At 71.6% G+C, this 17,214-nt stretch carries 13 protein-coding genes; 11 read left to right on the top strand and 2 right to left on the bottom strand.

Features of this window, described 5'->3' with window-relative positions; translation table 11 throughout:
- Positions 1-239 precede the first annotated feature (239 nt).
- The 6 genes from J2Z33_RS13700 (at position 240) to J2Z33_RS13675 (ending at position 6,258) form a co-directional block, all read left to right on the top strand.
- On the top strand, positions 240-479 hold the full coding sequence (locus tag J2Z33_RS13700) for a FitA-like ribbon-helix-helix domain-containing protein (protein ID WP_209841999.1): 240 nt from the start codon (positions 240-242) through the stop codon (positions 477-479).
- On the top strand, positions 476-919 hold the full coding sequence (locus J2Z33_RS13695; protein ID WP_342454195.1) for a type II toxin-antitoxin system VapC family toxin: 444 nt from the start codon (positions 476-478) through the stop codon (positions 917-919). Before J2Z33_RS13700 ends, J2Z33_RS13695 begins: the two co-directional genes overlap by 4 nt.
- 334 nt (positions 920-1,253) lie before the next feature.
- Complete coding sequence (locus J2Z33_RS13690) at positions 1,254-2,366, top strand: replication initiator protein A (protein ID WP_209841997.1); 1,113 nt, start codon at positions 1,254-1,256, stop codon at positions 2,364-2,366.
- Between the two features lie 1,680 nt (positions 2,367-4,046).
- Entirely contained in the window at positions 4,047-4,736 is a 690-nt protein-coding gene (locus J2Z33_RS13685; protein ID WP_209841996.1) for a ParA family protein, read from the top strand.
- Complete coding sequence (locus J2Z33_RS13680; protein ID WP_209841995.1) at positions 4,733-5,080, top strand: hypothetical protein; 348 nt, start codon at positions 4,733-4,735, stop codon at positions 5,078-5,080. Before J2Z33_RS13685 ends, J2Z33_RS13680 begins: the two co-directional genes overlap by 4 nt.
- Positions 5,081-5,415: 335 nt before the next feature.
- Positions 5,416-6,258: a bifunctional DNA primase/polymerase gene (locus J2Z33_RS13675; protein ID WP_209841994.1), complete on the top strand. Its 843-nt coding sequence runs from the start codon at positions 5,416-5,418 to the stop codon at positions 6,256-6,258.
- Between the two features lie 903 nt (positions 6,259-7,161).
- Here the strand turns inward: J2Z33_RS13675 and J2Z33_RS13670 are convergent.
- On the bottom strand, positions 7,162-9,120 hold the full coding sequence (locus tag J2Z33_RS13670) for a type IV secretory system conjugative DNA transfer family protein (RefSeq protein ID WP_209841993.1): 1,959 nt from the start codon (positions 9,118-9,120) through the stop codon (positions 7,162-7,164).
- Between the two features lie 109 nt (positions 9,121-9,229).
- The gene (locus J2Z33_RS13665) at positions 9,230-9,757 is read right to left on the bottom strand and encodes a conjugal transfer protein TraD (protein ID WP_209841992.1); all 528 of its coding nucleotides are present in this window, start codon (positions 9,755-9,757) and stop codon (positions 9,230-9,232) included.
- Positions 9,758-10,127: 370 nt separating this feature from the next.
- On the opposite strand from J2Z33_RS13665, the gene J2Z33_RS13660 reads away from it, so the two are divergent.
- The 5 genes from J2Z33_RS13660 (at position 10,128) to J2Z33_RS13640 (ending at position 17,021) form a co-directional block, all read left to right on the top strand.
- Positions 10,128-13,427, top strand: a complete 3,300-nt coding sequence (locus J2Z33_RS13660; RefSeq protein ID WP_209841991.1) for an AAA family ATPase — start codon at positions 10,128-10,130, stop codon at positions 13,425-13,427.
- A gap of 230 nt (positions 13,428-13,657) precedes the next feature.
- Positions 13,658-14,206, top strand: coding sequence for a hypothetical protein (locus tag J2Z33_RS13655; RefSeq protein ID WP_209841990.1), 549 nt, complete (start codon positions 13,658-13,660; stop codon positions 14,204-14,206).
- Between the two features lie 386 nt (positions 14,207-14,592).
- On the top strand, positions 14,593-15,261 hold the full coding sequence (locus tag J2Z33_RS13650; protein ID WP_209841989.1) for a hypothetical protein: 669 nt from the start codon (positions 14,593-14,595) through the stop codon (positions 15,259-15,261).
- A gap of 329 nt (positions 15,262-15,590) precedes the next feature.
- Positions 15,591-16,052 carry a hypothetical protein gene (locus J2Z33_RS13645; protein WP_209841988.1) on the top strand — a complete coding sequence of 154 codons (462 nt, stop codon included), beginning with the start codon at positions 15,591-15,593 and terminating at the stop codon, positions 16,050-16,052.
- Positions 16,053-16,697: 645 nt separating this feature from the next.
- Positions 16,698-17,021 carry a DUF736 domain-containing protein gene (locus J2Z33_RS13640; protein ID WP_209841986.1) on the top strand — a complete coding sequence of 108 codons (324 nt, stop codon included), beginning with the start codon at positions 16,698-16,700 and terminating at the stop codon, positions 17,019-17,021.
- Positions 17,022-17,214: the final 193 nt, after the last annotated feature.

Here is a 17,214-nt window from a genome sequence, read left to right as displayed (position 1 = left end):
CCGGCTCCCGCGCCTTGGATCGCGACCGCCTCGATCGTCGAAGGCGCCTCCTCCCGCCTGCCTTGGTAGGACGGTCCTGGCCTGTGCTCGCAGGGTCTTCGTCGGCCATGGCTGCGTGGCGCGGCGGGACGCCGAGGGCACAAGGCCTCTCGAGCGGCGAGCCAACGCCCAGGTCGCGTCTTGCCCAGGGCGGGGCGTGACTGCATATTGCAGTCGATATGACGGCATAAGGTGGCATCATGGCCCAACTCACCGTTCGTGGCGTCCCCGACGACCTCGCGGCCGCCCTCAAGACTCGCGCCGCCCAGGCCGGCCGCTCCGCCGAGGCCGAGCACCGCCGCATTCTCGAGGAGGCGCTCCGTCCCGCCCGGGCGACGGAGTTCTTCGAGGCCGTGCGGTCACGTCGCATCAAGCTCGGGTCCGGGGACGCCGACACGGCAGACCTCCTGCGCGCCGACCGCGACCGGAACGGGGCGTGAGGGCGCCTCGACGGCCGGACGCAGCCCTGGTCGTGGACGCGTCCGTGGCGCTCAAATGGCTCGTCGAGGAGCCCGGGAGCGAGGCCGCGCTGGCCCTCCAGCACCAGGACCTTGCCGCGCCGGCGCTCCTGCGCATCGAGACGGCCAACGTGCTGCGCACATTGGTGGCGCGCGGTGCCGCCGAAGCGGCCCAGGCCCGCGACCTCCTGGGCCTTCTCCAGATCGCGCCCGTCACCATCATCGACCCCGACGACGCGCTTGAGACCCGCGCCTTGGCACTGGCGCTCGACCTCAACCACCCGGTCTACGACTGCGTGTACCTAGCCCTGGCGGAGCGCCTGAACCGGAGCCTGATCACGGCCGACGGCCGCCTCCTCCGGGCGCTGCGCGGCACGCCTCACGCGGCCCGGGCCGAAGCGTTGGAGACGGTCGCGCTCTAGGCCGCGGACGCCCCGACCGACCCAAGCCGGATCGATCCTCGCGACGGCGCCTCCCGACGACCGGGCGCGCAATATCGGCACTGGGATGAGACCACTCGGAGCCGGGTCGACGACGCTGACCTTATCGACGGCCATGAGGGCATGTAAGCATGGGGCTACACGGGAATCGGGACGGACGGCATGACACGAGCAGACGCGAGGACCGAGGTCCTGCCAGTGATCGCCGGTCGGCTGCACCCTCCGGCGGCCCCGCCGCCGACGCGGATCTCCATGGCGGCGGACTTCCTTGCCATAGGCTGCAGGCGTTCCCGGATCACCGAGCAGGAGCGGTCCCATGTCGAGTAACAATCCCGATCGCCAGCTCAACCTGTTCGTCCCCCTGGTCTCGGACGGCAGCCTCCGGGATCAGCGGGACACGATGGAGCGCCCGTTCTTCAGCCTTTCGAAGAACAAGCGCCTCAAGCCCATCGAGTACCAGAACCCGCGCGACGGCGTGTTCGTGACCGTCCGGCCTCACCCCGACTACGGCATGGCCACCATCTGGGACGCCGACATCCTCATTTGGGCGGCCAGCGTCATCTGCGAGATGCAGAAGCGGAAGATCAACGATCTGCCGCGCACGCTGCACTTCCAGCCCTACGACCTGCTCCGGTCCATCCGCCGCGGCACCTCCGGCGCCCAGTACCAGCGACTCCGCGAGGCGCTGTGGCGGCTGCGGTCCACCGACATCCGCACCAACATCCGCGCGCCCCGGGGCAAGAAGGAGGCCAACTTCGGCTGGATCTCCGAGTGGACGGACTTGGTGGATGACCAAGGCAACAGCAAGGGCATGTCGCTTACATTATCCGAATGGTTCTTCGAGGGCATCGTTCGCGAGGGCGGCATCCTGTCCATCGATCCCCGCTACTTCGACATCACCGGCGGACGGGAACGCTGGCTCTACCGGGTGGCGCGCAAGCACGCCGGTGGCAACGGTGCCGAGGGCTTTGCAATCTCCCTGCCGGTCCTATTCGAGAAGTCGGGCGCGGAGGGCACCTATCGGCGCTTCAAGTTCGAGATCCTCAAGGTGGCCAAGGCGAACGCCCTGCCTGGCTATCACCTGGCGATCGAGGCGGCGGCGTCCGGGGAGGAGCCGCTGCTGCGGATGACCCGGCGCGAGATGCTCGGCGACGACGCCCCCCCTGCCCCGCCCAGGACGCCGAGGGCCAGCAGGGCCAAGCCCGCGCCGATGGGTCAAGCCGCCCTGCCCCTCCGGTCGGCCATCCTGCCCGAGGCGATGATCCAGAAGATCCGGCAGGATTTCCCGGGTTGGGACGTGTACGCGCTCCAGGCGCAGTTCGATGCCTGGATCGAGGACCGCGACGAGCGGCAGCCCGACAACTACCCCTCGGCCTTCTACGGCTTCGTCAAGCAGTACCACGCCCGCCACCGTCACCAGTTGCGGTGACGCCCGTTCCCGTTCGGACGACCGCTAGCGCTGAAAACGGAACCGTTCCTTCAGTTTCATGGGCTCGAACTCGAAATTCGGGCGCCTTGCGGCCGCTTCTCGTCCGATCGGGAACGCCCGATTCGAGCAATCGTCCCATCAGGAACGCAGCGCTCGTCCGAACGGGAACGTTCCATCGTGCGAACAGGAACGCCCCTTGCGTCCGATCAGGAACGGAGTCGCGTCCGTTCAGGAACAAGGCCGGCGGCTAAGTCCAAGACCCGGAAGACGGAGTCCGTGTTATCCACAGACGTAACCTCTATAACAATAGAGTCCTTATAACTCTCTTAGCGTGCGTTGTTCCCGATCGGACGAGCGCGGGGACGCATGACGTCCGCTGGTGAAACGGACCGGTCGAGCCAGACCGATGGCTTAGAAGATCGTCAGGCCCAAATCCCAGAGACTGGCGGGGCTCGGAGGCTCACGTCCCCGTCCAAGGTCCAGCTGGTCGCCGAGCTCCCGCCCCCCCTTCCGAGAACCAAGTTCAGATCGATAGAGCGAAAGACCACAACGCCAGCCCGTCTCGGCCTGTGGACCCGTCGACGTCCAGAGCCGATCTTCGGCACATCGATCCCCGGATCCGCGGACCGTGCTGTTCCCGATCGAACGACGGATTCATGTGGGCCGGGGTTCGGCTCCGCTATCGGAGAACGTCCTGACCCCCCGATCTTGGTCACGAGGCTGGCAAAGCGGACTGAGGCCGCCACTGGGTCCACATCCCCGTCGAACATTAGGCAAAGTCGTGATGCGAACCCGCAGCGCCCTGGACACGCGAAGCCCCTGCCCCGCTGAGCCGGCCGCGGCCTCGGACCACGCTTGGGACGTCGTCGCCCCAGGCCTTGCGCCCCTCGTCCGTCCGGTCCGGCCACGGGCAAGGACGCGCTTCGATCCCTGCTGCTATCGGACGGCTATCCGGTCGCATCCCGGAGGCTATCAGTTGGCCATCTGAAAGTCCGCCGATCGCGCACTTGGGCAACAGGCCCCGGTCGTCGACCACAATCCGTGACGAACGCGATCCAACAGGCAACGGATAGCTACCGGCTACGAACCGACAGTGATCGCGCAACTCGGGGCCGTTTGGACTCCGAACGCCAAGATCGCAGACCAATGAACCCAGCCAGATCGCGACCGGACAGCCTTCAGCACGCGATCGGCATGCTATGACTGCCTCAAGGGAGGTCTGCTCGCGACCAGGTGACGAGCGGAGCGCAGGCCGCTAGCTACCGAAGGGCTATCCGATGGCTGTCCGAGACCAACTAGCTACTGGCTCGCGACCCTCCTGCCGTCGGGACGCAGGGCTGTCCCGACTGATTCCCTGATGCGCCCTGCTCGGTGCGTGCAGCTCCTGGCTATCGGGGGGCTATCCGCTGGCGGCCCGGGGCCTGCCTGGTTCCGGGCCGCCAACGGCCGGCGTTCCTCATGTTTTCGGGCAAGCTAGGCCGTTTCAGGCAATGCCCTGGCGCCACCTGTTCGTTAGCTACTAGCTACCAGGGTGCTATCCTGTTGCTTCTTGGCAGCCGTCCGCCAGCGGACCGCTATCGGTCGGCATTCCGAAATTGCGCGACTTGGGGCAGGGGGGTTACCCCTGAATCCAGCCCCGCACGGCACGACGGGGCGATGAGGCGCATCCAGGAGGCGAGCATGCCCACCATCCTATTCGCATCGAGCAAGGGCGGCGTGTCCAAGTCGACCTCGGCCGTGGTCCTTGGCACACAACTGGCCACCCAAGGGGCGACGGTCACCATGATCGACGCCGATCCCAACCATCCCGTCGCCACCTGGGCCAAGCGACCGGGCCGCCCCGAGACCCTGACCGTCGTCTCGGACGTGAACGAACGATCGATCATCGACGAGATCGAGGCCGCGGCGGAACAAACGGCCTTCGTCATCGTCGACGTCGAGGGCACCGCCAGCATGACGGTGGCGTACGCGATCAGCCGGGCGGACCTGGTGATCATCCCCGTACAGGGCAGCCAGCTCGACGCCGCAGAGGCCGCCAAGGCCATCAAGCTCATCCATCAGCAGGAGAAGGCCTTCGGGCGGCGCATCCCGTATGCCGTCCTGTTCACCCGGACCTCGGCCGCGATCCAGCCGCGGACCCTGAAGCACATCCGCGCCGAACTCGAAGGGGCAGGGGTCCCGATCCTGCGCACCCAGATGCACGAGCGCGAGGCCTTTCGGGCGATCTTCAGCTTCGGCGGCACCGTCGAGTCCTTGCGACCCGACCAGGTCGGCGGTCTCGAGAGCGCTGTTGCGAATGCCCGCGCTTTCACCGCCGAGGTGGTTTCGCTGTTGAAGACGCGCAAGGTCCAGGCTGAGGTGGTGGCATGAGCAACGAACGCGCATCGATCTTCGACGACGACCTGGACCTGTCCGAGTTCAAGCCAAAGCCGCCGGCGCGGGCCGAGGAGGTGCGCGAGGTGGCCCGGAAGGCCGGCTTCAGTAGCCGCGAACCCAGCCCGCCCGATCCGATGCCGGAGCCGGAGCCGGAGCCGGAGCCGGTCCGGCGGGAGCAGCGCCGTTATCGCACCGGGCGCAACGTGCAGCTCAACCTCAAGGTCCGCCAGGAGGACATGGACGCCTTTTACCAGCTCGCGGATCAGGAGGGGATCGTGCTCGGAGAGGCTTTCGCCCGTGCCGTGGCCGTCTGGAAGCGCTCGCTTTCGGAAAGCTAGCTGGTGGCTAGCCGGCCTCAACCAAGTGGTGGAGGATGCTCCGGCGGTTCGCAAGCGCTCGGCCGAGGGCGGATCCCACCTGTGTCGGGGGCCGAGCCCAGGCGCGCCCGACCGCTGTCCGGCCTGGCCGGGACCTGCGGGACGGCGTCGCCGCGGTTCAGGCCAAAGGCATCCTGGCCCCGAGTTAAGACCCGAAGGTCGGGTCCTGCGACGTGACACCCAAGCTGGTCGCCACAATCATGGTATTGCAAACATTGACGAAAACCGTTGTCACGCTAGATCATAACTAGCCGTCCCGACGGGCGGCGATCTCCACCGGATGGAGGAGGATCAGCATGAAGCGGGCCGCCCTCGACTACATCGCCACCCGGGGTTGGGTCGTGTTTCCCTGCTTTCCGTGCAGCAAGGTTCCGGCCTCACCCCATGGTCTGAAGGATGCGACGGCCTGTGCGGAGAAGGCGCTCGATCTGTGGGAGGGCGTCTGGCGGAAATGGCGCATTCCCTCGGCGCGGCTCAACCTGGCCGTCGCCACCGGACAACGGTCCGGGGTCTTCGTTCTCGATGTCGACGGCGAGAAGGGCAGGGGAGCCCTGGCCGACCTGGAGGCCGCGCACGGGCCTCTTCCGGCCACCTTGACCACCCTCACCCGCAATGGTCGGCATCTCTACTTCCAGCATCCGGGACGTCCGGTCCGGAACAGTCAGGCGAAGCTGGGGTCTGGTCTGGACATCAAGGGCGATGGAGGAGCAGCCATGCTGCCCCCTTCGGTGCATCCGTCCGATCGGATCACGCGCTACGCGTGGAGCGATGCGGCCGTCCCGATCGCACCGGCGCCCGAGTGGCTCGTGGATCTGATCACCCGGGAGCCAGACCGCGTGCGCCCGGCGCCGTCTCGGGCCTTCTCGTCCGATCAGGAACGGTGGTCCGAGGTCGAGGTCCGGCGCATGCTCGACGTGCTCGACCCGAGCCTGCCGCGCGAGGACTGGATCCGGGTCGGCATGGCTCTCCATGCGGGCGACTACCCGTTCGATCTGTTCGACGAGTGGAGCGCCGGGTGTCCCGAGAAGTACGACGCCCGTGACTGCGCGGCGCAGTGGCGAAGCTTCAAGGCCGGTCCGGTGACCATGGGAACGCTCTGCGCCTTGGCGAAGCAGGGTGGATGGTCGCCAGAGCGATGATGGCCGATCCGTCCTCTTTCGAGTGGCCTGATGGTCCCGATGGCCGTGCCGTACCTGCGGCTCGCTTTGTCATGATCCACCTGTCGCTGCCTCCTGCGACGGCCGGACCCTGCTTGGTTCACACTGGAGGGCGAGGGTCAGGCGCGCCTGACCCTCTGCCCAAGCGGCGAGCGACGAGAGGTGGGGGGAAAGCGAAATCGACGGGGGTGGTGCGGCCCGCAGGGCGCGAGCCCGAGGACCCGGCCCCGTCTATTTCGCTTAGGGGGGAGGAAGTCGAAACTCCTCCCCCCTGCCGGTCCGGCTCGGTTGTTCGTGTCTTGGCCCGGACCTTAGCTGCTTACTGCCCCGGAGTTGCGGGACAGGGTGGCGCTGGTCAGGGCGTCCGGCCAGCCGGACCGTCCGTTCCCGCGCGGCTGTGGCCGGACTGCCATCTTCAGCTTCACGACAGACAAACGGTCGGACCTCGCCCCATCGTCCGACCTTCGGTCGCTGCAACCCGGCGTAGGCTTCCTTGAGCCCGTCATTGGCTTTCCGCCACCAGGCGACGCGAACCTTTTCGACCTGCCGATCCTGAGAGGCTCGACCTGACAGCCGAACTTGGCAAGCTGCGGAACTATAAGGGTCAGAGAAAGAGCAACTCAGGTCCGCAATGCCGAGGCGGAACGCCCCCCAAACGTAAGCTTTCGCGGAGCCGAGCCGTGAGAAGCGAGGTCCGACCGACCTCACCCCGAGACAAGGCTTACATATGGGGGGACATCCTGCTGCCCCCCATCACCAGTCGGCCAACCGGGTCGGCCGATGAGAACGGATCAGGACCACCGTGGTCCCGACAGGGACGGAGCGGGCCGAGAGCAGGCTCTTCGACCGCATGCGCCCATATGGCCGCCTTCCACGGCCTCGGTCTCACGGGGTCGTCGGCTCCGGGTGAGGTGGACGCGACTGGAAGCGGGAGGGGGCGACGGCGTGCACCATGTCAGGGCGGCGGAAGTAGATGGCGCGGCCGCAGCGGAGCGGCCGGGCACCACGGACGAGGACGAAGGCCTCGTCGGCGCGGGTGTCCTGGAGGAGCTCGTCGGGGGTGATGAGGCGGCGGCGCATCTCCGAGCGGGTGGCGCTGGTCCCGGAGCTCGCGGAGGGAGCCCGGCCCCAGCGCCCGGACCGGCCGCGGCTGTCGCCCTCGCTGGTGGCCAGGACGCCGTGCTCGCCGCAGGCCTCGGACAGCTCGCGGGCGGTCTCGGGATCCTGGAGCGCGGCGTACAGGCGCCAGGAGGTGCCGTCGTACCAGGCCCGCGCGCCCTCGCGGCCCCATTGCTCCACGAGCTGGCCCACCGACTGGTAGAGCAGCAGGAGCGTCAGGCCGTACTTGCGCCCGGCGTCGCGGGCCATCTCCAGAACGGCCATGGGCCCGAGGCGGGCCACCTCGTCGAGGAGGAAGAGGATGCGGCCCTCCACGGCGCCGTCGGCCTCATAGGCGGCGTTGAGGAGGGCGCCGATGACCACGCGGCCCAGGCCGGGGGTGGCCTGGAGCACCTTGAGCGGGATCTGCACGAAGACCGTGAGCCGGCCGTCGGCCAGCTCCCGGGTCTGGAAGCTGTGGCCCGAGACCAGGTCGGCGTAGGCGGCGGTGGAGAGCCAGCGGGTGGCCACGTTGGCGTTGGCGTAAACGCCCGAGAAGGTCTCATCGACGAGCCCCATGAGCGTTCCGGCGAGGTCGCGGGCGAGGGGGGAGGCGGAGCCGGTGTGAACCTGGGCCAGCAGACGGCGCATCTCGGCCTCCGGCGTGACCAAAGCCCGACGCAGCTGCCGGAGCATGCGTTCGCTGGGTGCCAGGCTCTCGTCCCAGAGGAGGTCGGCGAGGAGGCAGGCGATGAGGCTCCGGCCCATGTCACGGAAGAACTCGCCGCCTCCGCCCGCGCGGGCACCGCGGGCAGGTTCGCCCACGAGCCAGGTGGCGATGGCCTCGACATTGGCTTCGGCCAGGGGCGAGGCGATGTCGATCCAGTCCAGGACGTTGAACCCGGCCGTGCCGGCGGCCGAGGGGTCGAGCGTGACCACGCGCTGGCCCATGCGGGCCTGGCGGGTGGGGGCCACCATGGGGCCGAGCTCGCGGGAAGGGTCGAGGACTACCGCCGCGCCGGTCCAGGTCAGGAGCGTGGGCACGCCCACGGCGGTGGTCTTGAAGCCGCCGGAGCCGGCGAGGACCAGAGCATGCGTGGGCCCAAGGCGGCAGGGGTCGACGAGCAGCGGCGCGGTGCCACCCTGGCCCCAGCTCGAGGGGTCGTCGGGGTCGAAGGGGCGCAGCCCGCCGCCCGCGCCGCGCCGGCGCAGGCCGCGGTCCTGGTCGACGCGGTACACCTCGCCGACGACGAGGCCACCATGGACGGGGTCGGGGCCGGGAAAGAGGCGCCGGGCCTCGGCGAGGCTCAACCAGTCGGCATGGCCGTGGTTGTCGGACCAGGCGCGGGTGCGGGCGGCGGCGGGAGCCCGGCCGCCGCTGCCTTTGGGCGGCGCCACGAGAAGGCGGAGGCCTCCGAGGATGGCGGCAAGCCCCAGGGCGGCGGCAAGGAGATAAGCGGCGGGGATGCGGCGTGCGAGCTCGGGCAGGGGGACGTGGCCCATCAGGGGGGCCAAGGCCTGTCCCAAGGGCCAGAGCGTCAGGAGCAGGGCTCCCCCGAGGCCCAGGAGCCCGGCCAGGGCCGTCGCGAGGGGAACGAGACGGCGGGCGTGCAGGCCCAAGGCCAGCGCCGCCAGCAGAAGGGGCCCCAAGAGCCCGGCCGCCGGCCACAGGGTGATGGCCAGGCGCGCCTCAAGGCCGCCCGGGTCCAGACCGGGCGCACGCAGAACCACCTCGCGCCACAGCACGAGGGAGGCCTCCCGAGCTGGCCAGGCCAAGGCGAGCGGGGCCAGCGGGAGGACCAGGCGGAGCCCGCCTTGAACCCGATCGAGCTCACGACGCCGAGACCCCGGCATCCTACTCGGCCGCATCCCGGGCGGTGCCCGGCGCGGTCGGCTCGTCCGAGGGGGCCGCGGGCGGCGCCAGACGTCGCAGGGTGCCGCCGAGCTCGGCGGCGGCGGCTTGAGCGTCCCGGAAGGTCGCGAGCCCTTCCCAGTGCTGGAGCACCTTGGACCAGCGGAAGCCCAGGCTTCGGAGCCGCGCGGTCACCAGCGCCGGCTGCGCGCCCGCGAGGGTGAGGATCAGCGGCTCCTTCTCCGCCGCCCGGGCCTTGGCCTCGCGGTCGAAGGCGCGGCCGCCCTCGGCCCGCCAGCGGGCCAGCGCGTCGGGGTCGCCCACCCGGGCAGCGAGCTCCCGGAGGGCGCCGTAAAGGGCGTTGGCGTCGAGCTCGGCAAGGCCGGCCTTCTCGACAAGGGCGCCGGCCTCGATGAGGGCGCGGGTGCGGGCCTTGCGCGCGTCCTCGCGGATCTTGGCCTCCTCGCGCTGCAGGCGGGCGCGCTGCTGATCGAGGCGGGCCTGACGCTCGGCCAGGCTGGTCAGGGCCATGGGACCGTCTCCTGTGTCGAACCGCTTCCTCGCACGGCCGCCGCGTGATCCGGGGGAGGCCGCGGGTGGCCTCACTCCAGGATGGCAGAGTCCCTCAGTCGGCTCAATCGGAGCGCGAAGCCGTCCCGCCCTTCGGCGGGGATCTGCCCGGAGCGCGCACCTGTCGGAAGGGGCCATGGCCGCGCCCCACACTCTTGGGCCGTGATCTCGTCCGACGCCTTGGCCCGGAGCGGCTGGGGACAAGCGAGGGCGCCGTGTCGTGGAGGGCTCACCGGCGGTGCCGGGTTCGGCGAGCGCGTCGAGCAGACGCAATATGCATTCTCCCGAATGCGGCTTGCGCCGGGCCGACCCGACCCGTCAAGATGCGGGCATGGCCATCGCGTTCGCCCGCGCGCGCTACCTGTCCCGCTCGACCGGGGGGTGCGCCGTGCGGTCCGCCTGCTACAACGCGCGCGAAGCCCTCACCGACGAACGCACGGGCGAGCGTTACTCGTTCGCGCATCGTGTCGCCCCCGAGCATCACGCGGTGCTGCTGCCCGAGGGCGCGGACGCGCGCCTGGGCGCGAGCGCGGTGCTGTGGAACCTGGCCGAGGCCGCGGAGCGGCGCGGCGACGCCCAGGTGGCCCGCGAGATCGTGCTGGCGCTGCCGGCGGACCGGGAGCTCACGCCCGACGACCGCGTGGCGCTGGCGGAGAGCTTCGCACGGACGCACTTCGTGGCCCGGGGCCTGGCGGTGCAGCTCGACGTGCACGCCCCGCATGGCGGCGACGGCCCGGGCGAGGGGGGCGAGGCCGAAGGGGAGCGGGCCAACCACCACGCGCATCTCCTGATCACCACGCGGCGGGTGGAGGGGGACCGCCTCGCGGCACGCAAGGCGCGCGACCTCGACCCGGTGGTGCGGAGTCTGGGGGGCCGCGCGGCGGTGACCGACGGCGCGCGCTGGGGGGAGCTCTGGCGGGCCCATCAGGACGCCTACTTCGCCCGGCACGGGCTCGAGCTCCGGGTCGACGCAACGGCCCCAGTGCCGGGCCGGCATGTGGGGCCGGTGCGGATGCGGGTGCCGGACTCGGCGGCGGTGGCGCGGGCCGAAGAGGTGGCGCGGGCGAATGCGGTGCTGGCGCGGAGCCCTGAGACGGTGCTGCAGGCGCTGACGCGAGGCCACGCGAGCTTCACCGAGAGGGAGCTCGACCGCTTCCTCGCCAAGCACATTCCTGATGGGGCTGAGCACCTCGCCGTGAAGGCGCAGGTGCTGGGGCACGGTGACGTGCTGGCGCTCCACGATCCGGCGACGGGGGCACCGGTCGGGCGCTACACGACGCGCGAGGTCCGCGCGCAGGAGCGGGCGGCGCTGGCGGACGGGGCTGCAGTGGCCGCGAGCCGGCACGGAGGCTTGAGCGCCACGGCTCGAGACACCGGGCTTGAGGGCCGGACGCTGCGGGCGGACCAACGGGCGGCGTTCGACCGCGCTGTGGGGCCGGGGGGTCTCGTCCTCCTTGAGGGCCGGGCCGGGACCGGCAAGAGCCACATGCTGGGGGCCGTGCGCGCCGCGCACGAGGCCGCGGGCTACGAGGTCATCGGGCTCGCGCCCACGAACGCCGTGGCGCAGGACCTCGCGGCGGACGGGTTCGGGGCGGGGGCGGGCTCCGGGGTGGGGCCGGTGGCTGTGGCCCGGCCGGGCCGGGCTGCGACGGTGCATTCCGAGCTGTTCCGGCTCAAGAACGGGCGGGTCACCTGGGGCGCGCGGACGCTGGTCGTGGTCGACGAGGCGGCGATGTGCGACGCCCGCGTCACCGGCGAGCTCCTGGCGGAGGCGCGGCGCAGCGGGGCCAAGGTGCTGCTCGCCGGCGACGACCGGCAGCTCGCCTCCATCGAGCGGGGCGGGCTCTTCACGGAGCTCAAGGCCCAGCACGGCTCGGCTGAGATCATCCAGGTGACGCGCCAAAAGGTCGACTGGCAGCGGCAGGCGGCGCAGGATCTGGCGGAGAGTCGCACCGAGGCGGCAGTGGCGGCCTTCGCGCGCGAGGGCGCGCTGCACTGGGCGGGAACCCAGGAGGCGGCGCGGGCGGCGCTGGTGGCGCGCTGGTCGGCGGACACGGCGGCCGATCCGCACGCCACGCGGTTCGTGTTCGCTTACACCAACAGGGAGGTCGACGCGCTGAACGCCGAGCTCCGGGCCGTCCGCAAGGCCCGGGGCGAACTCGGCGAGGACATGCGGCTCGAGACCAAGCACGGGGCGGCCCTCTTCGCCGTGGGCGACCGCGTGCAGGTGACCGAGACGCTGCGGAGCGCGCGGCTCTGGAACGGCAACGCCGGGGTGATCACCGGCCTCGACGCACGCACGGGGCGGATCACGGCGCGGCTCGATGGGCAGGCTGGGCGCGAGGTGAGCTGGCGGGCGGGGGAGTTCACCGGCTTCCGGCATGGCTACGCCGGCACCATCTACAAGGGCCAGGGCAAGACGATCGACCACACGTACCTGCTGCACTCGGCGCACTGGCGGCAGGCGTCGTCCTACGTGGCGCTGACGCGGCAGCGAGAGAGCGCCCGGATCTTCGCGGCCCGGGAGACGGCCATGGGCCTCGCGCAGCTGGCGCGTCAGATGAGCCGGCCGGAGGTGCGGGCCGCCTCGGTCGCCTGGGCCACGCGGGACGAGTTGCCCCCGGACCTGAGGCCGGAGGTGGGGCAGGGGGCTTGGCCGAGCGTGAGGTCGGCCGAGCGGGCCGCGCCGGAGATCCAACCGGGCGTCCCCGGGGCCGGAGCCCGGGCCGCGGAGGCGGCCCCGGTCCGGACGAGCGCCGGGTCGGACCCCCGACCGAGCCGTGCCGTCGCGGGGTCGACCTCGGGGGCGAGACCGGAGGCCTCGTCCGCGCCGCGGTGGCTGATCGCGCCGCACGCCGTAGCGCCCCTGGGTTCGGCGGAGCGGGCCGCGGCCGGAGCGGCGGCGGCGGCCATCGATCCGGCGGTGCGGCGAGAGCGGGAGGCCTTGGGGCGCTACCTCGCCGGCGCCTACCGCAACCCGGAGGCGGCCGCCGCGCGGCTCACGGATCTGGTGGCGACGCACGGGCCGACCTCGGCGGCGCGGCGGATTGAGGCTGACCCGGAGCAGCTCGGATCGCTCGCAGGGCGAGCAGGGCTCCTGGCCGGGCGGGCGGCGCGGGCGGCCCGAGCGCAGGCGGAGCGCGTGGCGCAAGCCGTGGGCCCAGCCGTGCGGCGGATCGGGGACGCGGAGGCGGCGGCCGCACAGGGCGCCCTGGCCGGGCTGGAGGCCCGGCGGGCGGCGGCGGCCACCGGTGTGCCGACGCTGTCAGCGAGGGCCGAGGCGGCTGTGCGCGCCCTTGGCGCGGCCGGCACCCCGCCCGAGCGCGCGGAGGCCTGGGCTTTGCTGCAGGCCGATGCGGCGGTTGCGGGCGAGGTGGCGAGCTTCGTGCGAGCGGTGGAGGGTCGCCTGGGGCCCGAGGCGGTGCGCCTCATGGAGCGGCTGGGGCCAGGCGCGGCCCAGGCTCTGGCCGAGCCCGGGGGCGAGGGGGATCCAGAGATCCCGCGCGCGACGCTGGCCACCCTGGGGGACGTCGTGCAGCGAATCGGGCAGGGCGAGCGGGCGGCGGTCGAGGAAGGGCGCCGCCTCGTCTTGGCCTCCCGGCTGCGCCAGGGTCCCCGGATGAAGCCGTGACAGGGCCAGGCGCGTTGAACCGGAGAGACAGCCCTCGGGGGAAAGCCCTGTGGCGATCCGGGACTGGATGAGGCGGTGGCGATGGCAGCGGCTCGAGCGGCGCGGCGTTCCACGCCGGTGCCGTGCTGGCCCAGGTCCGGGCCTGGGTGTGGCGGGGCTACAGTGACATGCCAGCGCTCCTTGGAGAGATCCGCGCCAGTTGGCCGCGTGGTGCGGTCACCGAGCGCCTGATGGCGTTCTTCGGCGAGCTGGCCGAGAAGCGATCGACCTACTTGTTCCTGCCGGTGGTCGCTTGCATCGACCGCCACCGCGGGGACAGGGGCCCGCTGCGCTGCCCCCCGGGGGCCCTGCAGGTGGACGGGCTCGCCGAGCGGCACGTGAAGCGCGCCCATGGGCAGGTCATCCGGAGCCTCTTCGACGGGGCCTCAGGACTCGGCCGGGAGCGGGATCTCGTCCTGCTGGCTCTGATGGTGGCGCTCTGGGACGAGGGCCCGTGGCAAGGCGAGCAGGCCGCGCTCCTCGCTTTGGTGCGGGGCGGCCTCCTGCGGCTCCTTGCGGACCCGGCGGTGGCGCTCCAGGGGGTGAGGATCGATCGTCACTCCATCTCGCCGCACGCAGCCCTCGCCACCGAGATCCTCACGGCCGCCGAGGAGATCGCCACCCGCGCGCCCTGGCTTTGGCTGGAGGCGCTGTTCGTCGTCGAGAACGCGCTCACTGGGCCGCAGTGGTTCGACACGGCCTCCGAGGTGATGATCCTCCCTACGGACCACCTGTCTTAGGGTAAGCAGAGCCCACGCCAAGGGTCTCGCCGCCGACTGACCACGGCGCCGTCCAGCCGACCGGGAGAGGCAAAAAAACTCGACCCGGAGTGGCCGCGCGACACCTCACGGCATCTCCAGGCTGTTACGCCTCCCCGGTTAGGTCCATCAGATGCGGCAGCACACGGTCCAAACCGCCAACCGCGCGCTCCTGCGGACGCGTCCAACCGATGCCGCTCCGGGGTAGCTTGCGCAGCGCGGATGCCAAGCCCGTTCTATGGCGCTCCACCAGATCGGCTCCGCTCCTCCAACATGCTCAAGACCTCCGTCCTTCTACGCCGAAAGGGTGAGCACGGCCGTCCCGTGGGCGGGAGCAAGGTTAACGCGTCGCCTCCTGGGAGTCTGGAATGAAGCTGCCCGCCGCCGTCCTCATGTTAGCCGCCGTCCTCGGGATGGCCGCCCCCGTCCATGCCGTCCCCGTCACCTTCGAGGTGAGCACGGTCGGTGACTTCCAGTGGGTGCCTTACCTATCCTATCGACCGCAGAGCCTGGTCGGCCGGGAGGGGCCGGGCCGGGTCCGGGTCCGTCTCGACCTCGAGTCCCTGGTGAGCGTCGACTACACCAACCTCTACCGCCAAGGGGGGGTCTACAGCTACGGGCCGCGCTCGGCCTACGAGTCCGATCCCGGCACCCTGATTTCGGCGACGGCCCGCCTGGGACGGGGCTACCGCGCGACGTGGGGCGAGCCAGAGGTAGCGAGCGTCTATCTGAAGACGGACACCCAGGGGAACATCACGCAGTTCGGCGGCGCCTTCAGCCCGGGCGGCACCGGCAACCTGCCCTTCTGGCTGTTCTACGAGGAGGGCCGCATGCGGGTCATGGGCCGGACCCAGACGTACTGGACAGCTCCCGCCACCCTCGACGTGAAGGTCCACGGCCGCTTCCCGAAGGCCGGGCTGGCAGCCTCCACCACAGTCCCAGCCCCGGTGCCGCTTCCCGCCTCGGTGACGCTCCTGGGGGCGGCCCTGGCCGGGATCGGGGCGCTCGGGTGGCGTCGCAGACGGGCCAGGGCCTGACCTCGGAGAGCGGACTACCAGGACGGCCCGAAACAAATCACCCCCTCAGTGTTGAGCACCCGAAGGACGCCTGGAGGGGTGTTGTTGCCCCTGATCTGGCTCGCGCGGCGCGGAGATAAACCCTGAGACAGCCAGCCGCTCGGCTCCGCCTGCGGACGGCGCAGCCGAGGTCCCGCTCGGGGCTCGCGGGAGCGGTCCTTGGGTCAGTCCCCCTCGCGCGGTCTGCGGTGGGTCGGCCCTGGCGGGGCGGACGCGCCAAGGCCACAGGACCCGCGTTCCCGCCCGGCCGTCCCTTGGCATTCCGGCCCGTCTGACTCAGATTCGCCCCCATGCCGATCGCCCCTGAGAACCGCTGGCTGTACCCCATCGACTGGCCGGAGCTGTCGCGGCTCATCCGCTTCGGGCGGGCCCGAGGCCGCTGCGAGCGCTGCGGGCGGCCGCACGGGCGCAAGGTTGTCCACCTGGGCGACGGCGCGGGCACCTGGTGGGACGAGGAGCGAGCGACTTGGCGCGACGGCCGGGGCCGGCGGGTGCGGGGCCTGGCCCCGCCCGCCGTGCTGGAGGCGCGGCAGCCGAGCTTGGCCGGTCTCGATCACGTCCCCTGGCTCCCCGTCACCCGGGTGGTGCTGGCGAGCTGTCACTTGCGGCATGACCCCAGCCGCAACGGCCCCCGCGACCTCGCCGCGCTCTGCCAGCGCTGCCACATGCTCCACGACGCCCCCGAGCACCGGCGGACGCGGTGGCGCAAGGCGCACGCGCGGCGCGCCCTGGGCGACCTGCTCGGGCGGTAGAGGGCGCCCCGCCCGGACAGGCCGGGCCGGGCACGACACGGGCCTCAGTCCTCGCGCCGGCCGCTCGGCCGCGACCCGATGAGCCGGTGGGAGCCCTCGTTCGTCCTTGTCTTGGCATCCGAACCCCCGAGACGCGGCTCGGCATGTCGCCCTTGTCGGCGAGGTAGGCGCGACCTCCCTGCGAGGTCCTGGTCCAGCCCGCGCCACCCGAACCCTGGCCGGGCCTACAGGCACGCGGGGGAGGGGAACCCTGGCGCGGGAGGTCCTCCGGCGGGACACGGCGCGCTTGGCCCGTCCCCCGAGGCGGCGCTCGGCCGGGCGCTGGCGCCCGCCGGTGCGGAGGGGGACCGAGGGCCGGGGTCCGGTCTCCTGGGCTTTGCCGTGATCCGTCTCCCGCGACCGCCGTGGCCTCGTCGATGGGGGGATCTGGCCCAAGGACGGCTGCGCCTCGGGGCCGCGGGCGCAACGGCGGCGTCGGGCTTTCTTCCCCAGGCCGCAGGGCCCTTCCTCGCGCGCCAACAAAGCCCTCCTTGGCCGTCAGGCCCCGCCCGGGGCGGGGTGCGCCGGGCCGCGCCTCCGGCCGGTCGATCCCCATCGAGGCCGCGGCGGTCGCGGGCTCGAGGATCTGGAGCAAGGAGACACCCCATGGCCACCATCGGCACCTTCCGCAAGACCGGCGACGCCTACACCGGCGAGATCGTCACCCTCGGCGTGCAGGCCAAACGCGTCCGCATCGTGCCCGCGGAGACGCGCGCGAGCGACAGCGCCCCCACCCACCGCGTGTTCGTGGGCGCGGCCGAGATCGGCGCGGGCTGGACCAAGACCTCGCAAGGGGGCCGCGCCTACCTCGCCCTCAAGCTCGACGACCCGAGCTTCGCCGCCCCGGTGTTCGCCAACCTCGTCGAGGGCGAGGACGGCGAGGGCTACCGGCTGATCTGGTCGCGGCCGAGCGAGCGGCGCGAGGACTGAGGCCCGCGCCGCGCCCCGCCCGGTTCGTCCGGGCGGGGCGCCCGGAACGGCCGCCGCCGCGGTTCGGACTGCCCCTCCGACCCCGCCATCCACGCGCTCACCGGCTAACAATTCAAGGATTCCGTGGAAAAAGGCCGGTCGGGTGGCGCTTGGGGGCCCGGTCAGGGGCTCTGACGGGCCTCGTAGGTGCTGG

Source organism: Rubellimicrobium aerolatum, from assembly GCF_017872975.1.
Lineage (GTDB): Bacteria > Pseudomonadota > Alphaproteobacteria > Rhodobacterales > Rhodobacteraceae > Rubellimicrobium > Rubellimicrobium aerolatum.
Note: the sequence above shows the minus strand (reverse complement) of the source record. Positions and strands in the feature narration are given on the sequence as shown.